Origin of the sequence: Curtobacterium sp. 8I-2 (assembly GCF_902506155.1) — a bacterium.
Taxonomy (GTDB): Bacteria; Actinomycetota; Actinomycetes; order Actinomycetales; family Microbacteriaceae; genus Curtobacterium; species Curtobacterium poinsettiae.
In genome coordinates, this window is record NZ_LR732827.1 from 2,073,553 (window position 1) to 2,084,501 (window position 10,949).

Annotated in this window: 10 protein-coding genes; 7 read left to right on the top strand and 3 right to left on the bottom strand. The window is 72.0% G+C overall.

All coding sequences use genetic code 11. The annotated features are described in order from the left end of the window. The first annotated feature begins 1 nt into the window (after position 1). The 4 genes from gatA to BOSE127_RS13600 all read left to right on the top strand — a co-directional run bounded on the left by gatA (position 2) and on the right by BOSE127_RS13600 (position 5,023). Complete coding sequence (gene gatA, locus BOSE127_RS13585) at positions 2-1,549, top strand: Asp-tRNA(Asn)/Glu-tRNA(Gln) amidotransferase subunit GatA (RefSeq protein ID WP_017887004.1); 1,548 nt, start codon at positions 2-4, stop codon at positions 1,547-1,549. Next, complete coding sequence (gene gatB / locus BOSE127_RS13590) at positions 1,549-3,054, top strand: Asp-tRNA(Asn)/Glu-tRNA(Gln) amidotransferase subunit GatB (RefSeq protein ID WP_017887003.1); 1,506 nt, start codon at positions 1,549-1,551, stop codon at positions 3,052-3,054. The genes gatA and gatB overlap by 1 nt, the downstream gene beginning before the upstream one ends. A 110-nt stretch (positions 3,055-3,164) precedes the next feature. Beyond that, entirely contained in the window at positions 3,165-4,304 is a 1,140-nt protein-coding gene (locus BOSE127_RS13595; RefSeq protein ID WP_159557617.1) for a type III polyketide synthase, read from the top strand. Continuing rightward, complete coding sequence (locus tag BOSE127_RS13600; protein ID WP_159557619.1) at positions 4,301-5,023, top strand: methyltransferase domain-containing protein; 723 nt, start codon at positions 4,301-4,303, stop codon at positions 5,021-5,023. The genes BOSE127_RS13595 and BOSE127_RS13600 overlap by 4 nt, the downstream gene beginning before the upstream one ends. Positions 5,024-5,132: 109 nt before the next feature. Here BOSE127_RS13600 and BOSE127_RS13605 read toward each other — a convergent pair whose 3' ends face one another. Further along, positions 5,133-6,182, bottom strand: coding sequence for a zinc-dependent alcohol dehydrogenase family protein (locus BOSE127_RS13605; RefSeq protein ID WP_017887000.1), 1,050 nt, complete (start codon positions 6,180-6,182; stop codon positions 5,133-5,135). A gap of 80 nt (positions 6,183-6,262) precedes the next feature. On the opposite strand from BOSE127_RS13605, the gene BOSE127_RS13610 reads away from it, so the two are divergent. Then, positions 6,263-7,216: a DUF3097 domain-containing protein gene (locus BOSE127_RS13610; protein ID WP_017886999.1), complete on the top strand. Its 954-nt coding sequence runs from the start codon at positions 6,263-6,265 to the stop codon at positions 7,214-7,216. A 70-nt stretch (positions 7,217-7,286) separates the two neighbouring features. Continuing rightward, the gene (locus tag BOSE127_RS13615) at positions 7,287-7,940 is read left to right on the top strand and encodes a hypothetical protein (protein WP_017886998.1); all 654 of its coding nucleotides are present in this window, start codon (positions 7,287-7,289) and stop codon (positions 7,938-7,940) included. A 274-nt stretch (positions 7,941-8,214) separates the two neighbouring features. On the opposite strand, the gene BOSE127_RS13620 is transcribed toward BOSE127_RS13615, so the two are convergent. Then, entirely contained in the window at positions 8,215-9,228 is a 1,014-nt protein-coding gene (locus tag BOSE127_RS13620; RefSeq protein ID WP_017886997.1) for a LacI family DNA-binding transcriptional regulator, read from the bottom strand. Further along, entirely contained in the window at positions 9,225-9,647 is a 423-nt protein-coding gene (locus BOSE127_RS13625) for a DUF3054 domain-containing protein (protein WP_236559554.1), read from the bottom strand. Before BOSE127_RS13625 ends, BOSE127_RS13620 begins: the two co-directional genes overlap by 4 nt. Before the next feature lie 425 nt (positions 9,648-10,072). On the opposite strand from BOSE127_RS13625, the gene BOSE127_RS13630 reads away from it, so the two are divergent. Continuing rightward, entirely contained in the window at positions 10,073-10,723 is a 651-nt protein-coding gene (locus BOSE127_RS13630; protein ID WP_159557623.1) for a hypothetical protein, read from the top strand. Positions 10,724-10,949 lie beyond the last annotated feature (226 nt).

Below are 10,949 nucleotides of genomic sequence, written 5' to 3' on the forward strand. Positions count from 1 at the left end.
AGTGACCGACGACATCACCAAGCTGAGCGCCGCGGCGCTCGCCGACGCCCTGGTGGCCCGCGACGTCTCGAGCGTCGAGGCCACCCAGGCCCACCTCGACCGGATCGCCGCCGTCGACGGCGACGTGCACGCGTTCCTGCACGTCAACCAGAACGCCCTGGCAGCCGCGAAGTCGATCGACTCGCGCCGTGCCGCCGGCGACGACCTCGGGCCGCTCGCGGGTGTGCCGATCGCCGTCAAGGACGTCCTGTGCACGCAGGACATGCCGACAACATCGGGGTCCAAGATCCTCGAAGGCTGGGTGCCGCCGTACGACGCGACCCCCGTCGCGAAGCTCCGCGCCGCCGGCCTCGTGCCGCTCGGCAAGACCAACATGGACGAGTTCGCGATGGGCTCGACCACCGAGTTCTCGGCCTACGGGCCCACCCGCAACCCGTGGGACCTCGACCGGATCCCCGGCGGATCCGGTGGTGGCTCGGCCGCTGCGGTCGCGGCGCACGAGGCACCGCTGGCCCTCGGGTCCGACACGGGTGGCTCCATCCGCCAGCCGGGTGCGGTGACGGGCACGGTCGGTGTGAAGCCGACCTACGGCGGGGTGAGCCGCTACGGCGCCATCGCCCTGGCGTCCAGCCTCGACCAGATCGGTCCGGTGTCCCGCACGGTCCTCGACGCCGCGCTCCTGCACGACGTCATCGGCGGGCACGACCCGAAGGACTCCACGTCCATCCCGGACGCCTGGCCCTCGATGGCCGCCGCCGCACGCGAAGGGCTGCAGGCGGACACGCTCCGCGGCCTGCGGGTCGGCGTGGTCAAGGAACTCGCCGGTGGTGACGGCTTCCAGGCCGGTGTCACGCAGCGTTTCCAGGAGACCGTCGCGCTGCTCGAGTCGGCCGGCGCGGTCGTCGTCGAGATCGATGCGCCGTCGTTCGCGTACGCCATCAGCGCGTACTACCTGATCCTCCCGGCCGAGGCGTCGTCGAACCTCGCCAAGTTCGACTCGGTGCGCTTCGGCCTCCGCGTCACGCCCGAGAACGGTGCCACCGTCGAGGACGTCATGGCCGCCACGCGTGAAGCCGGCTTCGGGCCCGAGGTCAAGCGGCGCATCATCCTCGGCACCTACGCCCTGAGCGCCGGGTACTACGACGCCTACTACGGCTCGGCGCAGAAGGTCCGCACGCTCGTGCAGCGCGACTTCCAGGCCGCGTTCGAGCAGGTCGACCTGCTCGTCAGCCCGTCCGCGCCGACGACCGCGTTCCCGATCGGTGAGCGCATCGACGACCCGCTGGCGATGTACCTCAACGACCTCACGACGATCCCGGCGAACCTGGCCGGCGTGCCCGGCATGAGCATCCCGAACGGTCTCGCGCCCGAGGACGGCCTGCCCGTCGGCGTGCAGCTCATGGCGCCCCAGCGCGAGGACGCCCGGCTGTACCGCTACGGTGCCGCGCTCGAGCGTCTGCTCGAACAGCAGTGGGGCGCACCGCTCATCGCGTCCGTCCCGGACCTCGACCAGAGTCAGCAGTCCGCTGCGCAGGAAGGTGTGATCTGATGGCGCAGAAGGACGCGCTGATGGACTTCGACGAGGCGCTCGAGCGCTACGAGCCGGTGCTCGGCTTCGAGGTCCACGTCGAACTCGCGACGAAGACCAAGATGTTCTCGGACGCCCCGAACTTCTTCGGCGGCGAACCCAACACGAACGTCACCCCGGTCGACCTCGGGCTGCCCGGGTCGCTGCCGGTCGTGAACGCGCAGGCCGTGCGGTACTCGATCCAGCTCGGGCTCGCGCTCGGCTGCTCGATCGCCGAGTCCTCGCGGTTCGCCCGGAAGAACTACTTCTACCCGGACAACCCGAAGAACTACCAGGTCTCGCAGTACGACGAGCCCATCGCCTACGAGGGCGAGGTCGAGGTCGAGCTCGCCGACGGCACGATCTACAACATCCCGATCGAGCGCGCCCACATGGAAGAGGACGCCGGCAAGCTGACCCACGTCGGTGGTGCCACCGGCCGCATCCAGGGTGCCGAGTACTCGCTCGTCGACTACAACCGTGCCGGTGTGCCGCTGGTCGAGATCGTCACGAAGCCGATCTTCGGTGCCGAGCACCGCGCCCCCGAGCTCGGTGCGGCGTACGTGCAGGTCATCCGCGACCTCGTCCGGGCGCTCGGTGTCTCCGAGGCGCGCATGGAGCGCGGCAACCTGCGGTGCGACGCGAACATCTCGCTGCGTCCCCGCGGGCAGGAGAAGCTCGGCACCCGCACCGAGACGAAGAACGTCAACTCGTTCCGCGCCGTCGAACGTGCGATCCGCTACGAGATCCAGCGTCAGGCCGCGATCCTCGCCGCCGGTGGCTCGATCACGCAGGAGACCCGCCACTGGCACGAGGACACCGGTCGCACCTCGGCCGGTCGCCCGAAGTCGGACGCCGACGACTACCGGTACTTCCCGGAGCCTGACCTGCTGCCCGTCGTGCCCGACCCGGCCGTCGTGGCGGAGCTCCGGGCCTCGCTGCCCGAGGCCCCGGTCGCACGTCGCCGTCGTCTGAAGGCGGACTGGGGCTTCGCCGACCTGGAGTTCCAGGACGTCGTCAACGGCGGGCTGCTCGACGAGGTCGAGGGCACCGTCGCCGCCGGCGCTGCACCGCAGGCCGCCCGCAAGTGGTGGACCGGTGAGATCAGCCGCGTCGCCAACGCGCAGGACGCCGCCCCCGGTGACCTGGTGTCGCCGAAGCACGTCGCCGAGGTCATCGCGCTCGTCGAGTCCGGTGACCTGACCGACCGCCTGGCGCGCCAGGTGCTCGAGGGCGTCATCGCGGGCGAGGGTTCGCCGGCCCAGGTCGTCGAGGCCCGGGGGCTCAAGGTCGTCTCGGACGACTCCGCCCTGACCGCCGCGGTCGACGAAGCGCTCGCGGCGCAGCCCGACGTGCTGGCCAAGATCCAGGACGGCAAGGTCCAGGCGGCCGGAGCCATCATCGGTGCCGTCATGAAGGCCATGAAGGGCCAGGCCGACGCCGCACGCGTGCGTGAACTCGTGCTCGAGCGCGCGCAGCAGTCGTAGGCGGTCCCACCTCGCAAGGGCACGGTACCGGTCGGTGCCGTGCCCTCCGTGCGTCCCGGTTGCCGTGTGCATCCTGGGGACACGTCAGCGATCGGGTGACAGGATGAACCGTGTCCGCAACGATCCGCGCCATCGGAACCGCCGTCCCCGAGACGACCCTCGACCAGCCCCGGGTGCGTGACCTCTTCTCTGCCCAACCCGACCTCGGGCGGCTCGGCCAGCGCCTGGTCCCCGCCGCGTTCGACGGGTCGGCGGTCGACCAGCGGCACACCGTCCTCGAGGAACTCGACTCCGCACGTGCCGGTGGTGCCTTCCGTGACGACGACGGCACCCTTCGCTCGCCGTCCACCGGTTCACGCAACGACCGGTACCGCGAACTCGCCCCGCCGTTGTTCGTCGGCGCCGCCCGTGACGCCGTCGAACGTGCCGGCATCGCGCCCGAGTCCGTCACGCACCTGGTGACCGTGTCCTGCACCGGGTTCACGCAGCCTGGGCCCGACATCGACGTCGTCGAGCAGCTCGGACTCCCCGCCGGGGTCTTCCGGCACCACATCGGCTTCATGGGATGCTGCGCCGCGTTCCCCGCGCTCCGGATCGCCGCCGCGTTCGTCGACCAGGACCCGGGCGCCGTCGTGCTCGTGGTGTGCGGTGAACTCTGCACCCTGCACGTCCGCGCCTCGAACGACCCCGACCAGATCGTCGCGAACAGCGTCTTCGGCGATGGTGCGGCAGCCGCGGTCGTCGCCCGGGACGGAGCCGGCCTGCGCTTCGACGACTTCACGACGGCCGTGGTGCCCGAGGGCTCGTCCGAGATGGCGTGGAACATCGGGGACGAGGGGTTCGAGATGGTCCTGTCCACCGCCGTGCCGAAGCTCGTCGGCCTGCACGTCCCGAGCGCCGTGCAACCGCTGCTCGACGGCGGGCCGGCGTCGGACGTGCCGGTGTGGGCGGTGCACCCGGGCGGCCGCGCCATCCTCGACCGCACCCAGGAGTCCCTCGGCCTGCCCGACAGCGCGATGGAGTCGAGCCGGCGGGTGCTGCGGGAACACGGCAACATGTCGAGCGCCACCGTGCTCTTCGTGCTCCGTGACGCCGTCGACGCCGGCATGGCTGACGGCAGCGCGGTCGTCGCGCTGGCCTTCGGTCCCGGCCTGACGGTGGAGAGCGCCCGGCTCACCGCGGTGCGGACCGAGGCGTCGCTCGCCGGAGAGCCGCTGCGCGTGCCCGTCGCGACCACGGGCGCGGCGTGAGCCGTCCGGACGGCGGCACCACGGGCCTCCCGGCCGTCGACCTGCGCACCCGCGCGCTCGACCTGACCGAGCTGATGGACGACCCGGACTGCGATCCGCGCGCGCTCGCCCGCACCTTCCGGCGCTTCGCCGTCGTGAACGCGCTCGTCAGCGGCTGGCGCGCGGCCTGGCGCTCGCACGTCGTGCCCGCGCTGCCCGCACAGGGGCGTGGCCGCGTGCTCGACCTGGGGTGCGGCGGCGGCGACCTGGCCCGGTCGCTGGTGCGGTGGGCGGCGAGTGACGGCTTCGACCTCGAGGTCGTCGGTGTCGACCCCGACGAACGCGCCATCGCCGCCGCACGGCGGTCCTCACCGGCCGGCGTCACGTTCCGGCAGCAGTCGAGCGGCGACCTGGTCGCGGCGGGCGAGCGGTTCGACGTCGTCGTCTCGAACCACGTGCTGCACCACCTGGGCGACGAGGAACGGCGGGGGTTCCTGGCCGATTCCGAGCTGCTCGCGAGCGGACGCAGCCTGCACTCCGACATCCGACGGTCGTCGGCCGCCTACCGCGCGTACGCGCTGGCGTCACCGCTCGTCGCGGCGGGGACCTTCGTCCGGGTCGACGGCCTGCGGTCCATCCGACGGAGCTTCACGGTGCCCGAACTCCGCGACGTGCTGCCCGGTGGGTGGCGGGCCGAGGCGGCTGCGCCGCACCGGGTGCTGGCGATCCGCGACGCGTGACCGGGCGGCGTCCGGTGGTCGGGACGCGACCAGACGACGGACGGGAGGCCCGTGGCGACGCCGCCACGGGCCTCCCGTCCGTCTACCGGTGCGTCCACGACGCACGTCGCTACGGGCGCAGCAGCACCTTGATGGCCCGGCGCTCGTCCATCGCGCGGTAGGCCTCGGCGGCCTCGTCGAGCGGCAGCTCCAGGTCGAAGACGCGACCGGGGTCGATCGCGCCGGAGAGCACGTCCGGCAGCAGCTCCGGGATGTACTTCCGGGCCGGGGCCATGCCGCCCGCGATCGCGATGTTCGTGTCGAAGAGGTAGCGCGTGCCGATCGTCGGCACCCCGTGCGGGACCCCGACGAAGCCGACGTTGCCGCCGGGCCTGACCGAGTGCAGCGCCTGGTCCATGCTCTCCTCGGTGCCGACGGCCTCGACCCCGCAGTCCGCCAGGTCGCCGCCGAGCAGCGCGCGGACCGCCGCGACGCCCTCGTCGCCGCGCTCCGCCACGATGTCGGTGGCACCGAACTCGCGGGCGAGCGCCTGACGGTCGGCGTGCCGGCTCATCGCGATGATGCGCTCCGCACCGAGCCGCTTCGACGCGAGGACGGCGGACAGGCCGACCGCGCCGTCGCCGACCACGACGACGGTCTTGCCGGGGCCGACCGCTGCCGACACGGCGGCGTGGTGGCCGGTCGAGAAGACGTCGGACAGGGTGAGCAGCGACGGCACCAGCGCCGGGTCGACCGGGCCGGGCACCACGACGAGCGTGGCGTCGGCGTCCGGGATCCGCACGTACTCGGCCTGCGCGCCGCCGACCGGGTCGCCGTGGGCGTCCGTGCTGCCGAACCCGGACAGGTGGTCGCAGCCGGTGGTCATGCCGTTGCGGCAGGCCTGGCACGTGCCGTCGTTCATGGTGAAGGGGGAGATGACGAAGTCGCCCTCGTGCAGGCCCGTGACGTCGTCACCGACGGCGACGACCTCGCCGACGAGCTCGTGCCCGATCGGCCGGGGCTGTTTCGTCTCGGTGACGCCGCGGTAGGGCCAGAGGTCCGACCCGCAGACACAGGCCGCGAGGACCTTGACGACGACGTCCTTGCCGGACAGGAGTCCGGGACGGTCGCGCTCCTCGACGCGGATGTCGTTCGGGGCGTGGATGATCGCTGCGCGCACGGGCGGGCCTTCCGTCGAGATGATGGGGAACCGGCGCGGTCGACGTCGTCCGGGCCGTCGTCGACAGTACCCTCGTGCGGGTGGACGACGACCGGTACGGCGGCGATGTGCTCTCGGGGGACTGGCGCTCGCGCGGGGTGAAGAAGGTGCGGCAGGTGCCGCTCGAACGGGACATGGTGCTCGAGGACCCGGACTCCGGGTGGGCCGGTGCCGTGGTGGGGCTCGAGGCGGGCAACATCGCGCTCGAGGACTGGAAGGGCCGCACGCGCTCCTTCCCCTTCACCGGGCAGTTCCTGCTCGAGGGTGAGTTGGTGACGCTGGGGCGGCCGTCGGCGCCGGTCGGTCGTTCTGCCGGGGGTGCCGCTGGCCGGGCTGGTGCTGCTGGTTCCGTCGGTGCCGTGCACGCGGACTGGAGGCCCGGGGCCGCGCCCGCCGTGCGGCAGGCGTCCGACGGTGGTCGCCTCCGCACCGCGTCCGGATCGTTCGCCGTGGAGTCGCAGCGTGCTCGGGTGGCGCTCCCCAGCCGCATCATGGTCGAGGGCAAGCACGACGCGGAACTCGTCGAGAAGGTCTGGGGCGCCGACCTGCGGGTCGAGGGCGTCGTGGTCGAGGAACTCTCCGGCGTCGACAACCTGGCCGCGGTGCTCGACGAGTTCCAGCCGACGCGGGAGCGGCGGGTCGGGGTGCTCGTCGACCACCTGGTGCCCGGGTCGAAGGAGTCCCGCTTCGCCGACGCCGTGATGCGTGGCAAGTGGGGCGCGCACGTGCTCGTCGTCGGGCACCCGTTCGTCGACGTCTGGCAGTCGGTCAAGCCGGCGCGGGTCGGGCTGCGGGCGTGGCCGACGATCCCGCGCTCGATCGAGTGGAAGGCGGGCATCTGCCAGGCGCTCGGGTGGCCGCACGCCGAGCAGGCCGACATCGCTCGGGCATGGCAGCGGATCCTCGGGCAGGTGCGTACCTTCGCCGACCTCGAGCCGGAGCTCCTCGGCCGTGTCGAGGAGCTGATCGACTTCGTGACGGAACCACAGGCCTGAGGACCGGCGGATTGCCCGACCGGCGCGGTGCGCCGGGGGTGATCCGCGCCTCCAGGCCTACTGTTGGGGGATGGACGGCATCGACGGGCGCGTGCGGGGCGCGGTCGACCTGTGGCTGCGCTGGCTGCCGCGCTGGCAGATCGGGACCGCCCGCCCGCGCACGCGCATCTGCCGGAAGTGCACCGGATCCCCGATCGCCGCGGCCGCGGGGTTCGGACCCGACGTGCCGCACGCCGTCCAGCACGCGCTGATCGGGCGGATCTCGACCATCGTCGAGGACGCCGTCGACGACTACACGGCGAAGAACCTGCCGTTGCTGCAGCGTGAGCTCGAGCGCGCGGCGGCCCGGAAGCGGCACGCGGGGTACCAGCCGGCCGAGGGGTTGTCGCCTGAGTTCCAGGGCCTCGACGTGGACCCCGAGCCGTCGCCGGGGTCGCCGTTCCTGTTCACGCTCGGCGAGCTGGCCGGCACCGGCGCGGGGGAGCAGACGCCGCGCGAGCCGTTGTCCGACGAGGCGAAGGCTGCGCTCCGGCACGAGATCGCGCTGTCCGACGAGTGCGCTCGGTCGACCGGTACCGCGGTGTGCCTGGCGCTCATCGACCACCGCCCGCGGATCGCCGAGGCCGTCGAACGCCTGGTCGAGCCGCAGATCGAGGCGCTCGTGTCCGACATGTTCCGCGGGTTCGACGGTCCGGAGGACGGGCCGCGCTCGGGCTTGTTCTAGGCGGGGGCGGGCGGCTGCGGGCGTGGCCGTGGGCGGAAGCCGCACGGTGCTGTCTGTGTCGGCCCGTGCGAGGTTGACCGCTCGGTGCGCGCTTGTAGCGCCGCACCGAGCCACCACGGTGGCACCGCTTGACGAGCCTCGCACCGTGCGTGCTTCTCGAACCTCGCACCGCATCACGAATCGTGCGCGGTTTGCGCGACCTCGCACCGTGCGCGGTGCCCGGAGCCTGCACGGGGTGAGTCGACGCGCACCGTGCGAGGTCAGCGGGCCGGCGTCAGCGGGGGAGCAGGGTGCGGCCGGGGATCACGGTGCCGCGCAGTGACCGGTGCTCGACCGGGCGCGTGGGGTCGTCGATGCGGCCGATGACCAGGTCGATGGCCTCGCGGCCGATGCGCTCGATCGGTTGCTCGAGTGTCGTGAAGCCGATCCAGTCGCTCGCCAGCGGGTAGACGCCGTCGAACCCGGTGACGGAGAGGTCGCGCGGGACCTCGACACCGCGGCGGGCGAGCGCCTCGCACACGTCGAGCATGAGCCGGTCGGTCGGACACATCACCGCGGTCACGCCCGACTCCTGCACGGCGTCCACCAGGTCGGCGGCGAGGTCGTCGGGTGGCCGCACGAAGCTCGCGTCGATGTCGAGCACCCGGACGCCACGTGCTCGGAGCCGCTCGACCATCGCCGATGATCGCGCGTGCTGCGTGATGGCGTCGTCGAGCGGGACCGTGAACACCACGGCCGTGGTGTGGCCGGCATCGGCGACGGCGTCCGCGATGGAAGCCCCACCGTCGACCTCGTCGCAGTAGACGCTCGAGAGCGCCGGGTGCAGCTCGGGCCGACCGGCGACGACGGTGGCGATGCGGGGCGCGAACTCGGCGATGTCGGCGGACGGCATCAGGCCGCTGCACACGACCAGGCCGTCGACGCGCATCGACACGAGGGCGGCGAGGGCGGACTTCTCGTCCTCGACCCGGCCGACGCCCGTCGTGGTGACGACGCGGTAGCCGAGCTCCGATGCGCGGCGCTCCATCACGGCGTGCAGTGCGGTGTAGACCATCGACGAGGCGTCACGGACGAGCATCCCGATCGTGTTCGTGCGCCCGCTGACCAGCCCGCGGGCCATCGCGTTCGCGACGTACCCGAGCTCGGTCGCGGCGCGTTCGACTCGCTCACGCGTCTCGTCGGAGAACCGACCTGTTCCGGAGAGGACCCGGCTCACCGCCGACTTCGAGACACCCGCACGTGCGGCGACGTCGAGGATGGTCGGCTGGGAACCGCGGCTGCCGTTCACGCGTCGGTCGCTGCAGCATCCTGCCGCGACCGCGACGAGGTGAACCGGAGCACACCGCGGACGATCGCCCGCCAACCGAGCAGGAACACCCCGAGCACGATCGTGGCGACGATGACGAACGAGATCGGCAGCGGGTTGCCGTCGACGTCGCCCTGGCCGGTGACGACACGGATCGCCAGACCGACGAAGACCGTCAGCACCCAGACCAGGACGCCGGTCGGCCACAAACGCAGTGGTCGTGCCCAGGCTCCGCTCGCCACGTACCCGATCGCCCAACCGGCCAGGAACGGATAGGCGGTCGTCCACAGCGCCAGCGCCGTGTTCGCCTCACCGTGGGACGAGCGCCCGATGAGCGCGAAGACAACGATGAGGACGACGTCGATGACGGCTGCGAGCCAACCCCAGATGCGTGCGTTCACCCGCTCATTCTCGCAGGCCTCGGGCTGCTCGCTCATTCCTCCACAAGGTGCTCGGCGCGGCTGCTCCTCCACAGCACGCCCACGCGGTGCCGCTCCGAAGGCGGAGGATCCGGAGCATCACGAGTATGTCGATGAACCTCAAGCTCGCACCGGTCCCTGAAGTCCTCACGTACCGAACCTCCGCCCAGCGCCCCGACGAGTCCGATGTCATCAGACGTCGGGCCGCTGCGGGGGAGCTCACACGGGTAGCACGCGGACTCTACGCGGAGTCTTCGGGATGGGCCGCACTCCACCCTACCGAACAGCACCACCTCCGGCTGCGCTCGTTCGCCGACCGGATCCGGCCAGGAGACCTGATCTCACACGTCTCCGCCGCCGTCGTGTTCGGTGTGCCCCTGCTCACCCCGCCACCGACCCGGATCCACGTGACCTCACGCGGTGCCGACCGGCGCACCACGAACGCGACCTTCGTGGTGCACGCCGACCTCGACCCCGAACGGAACGAGCGTCCGGTCGCCACGCTCGACGGGCTGCTGTTGTGCGGACTCGATCGGCTGGCGACCGACCTCGCACTCACACTGCCGTTCACCGACGCAGTCGTGTCCCTCGATGCGCTCCTGCGTCGCGAGGTCGAACGCGAGGACGTCCTATCGGCGATCGAGCGGCGCGGGCAGAAGGGACGACGTCGGGCACTCCGGGCGATCGGGTTCGCCGATGCCGCATCGGACTCACCGGGGGAGTCGTACGGACGAGCGCGGTTCGACCAGTTCGGGACACCACCGCCGGTCCTCCAGCACCGCTTCCGAGCACTCGGCGAGCCGGACATCGTGGTGGACTTCTGGTTCCCGGATGCCGGGGTCGTGGTCGAGTTCGACGGAGCCGTGAAGTACCGGAGCAGTGCGTACCTGCGGGGACGGACACCGGAGGAAGCGCTGTTCGACGAGAAGATCCGGGAAGACCGGCTCCGCGCGTTCCCCGAGGTGCGAACCGTGGTGCGGCTCACCTGGTCGGACCTGCGCAACGAGTGGGTCCTCCGCGCGAAGCTCCGCAAGGCCGGAGTCCGCATGTCGCGCTGAGGGCTATCAGTCACGCACCGTGCGAGATTGTTCGGCATCTTGCCGGTGCGCACGGTGCGCGGTTCGTCGCCCACCGCGGACCTGGCCGCTCGGTGCGGGGTCGTCGGCAGCGAACGGGGCCGCGCACCGTGCATCGTTCGCCGGTCGGGGGCGAGCAGCCCGCTCCGTGCGGGGTTGTAGCCGGGCACGAAGCCGTCAATCCCGCACGGGGCGGCGGAACTCGCAC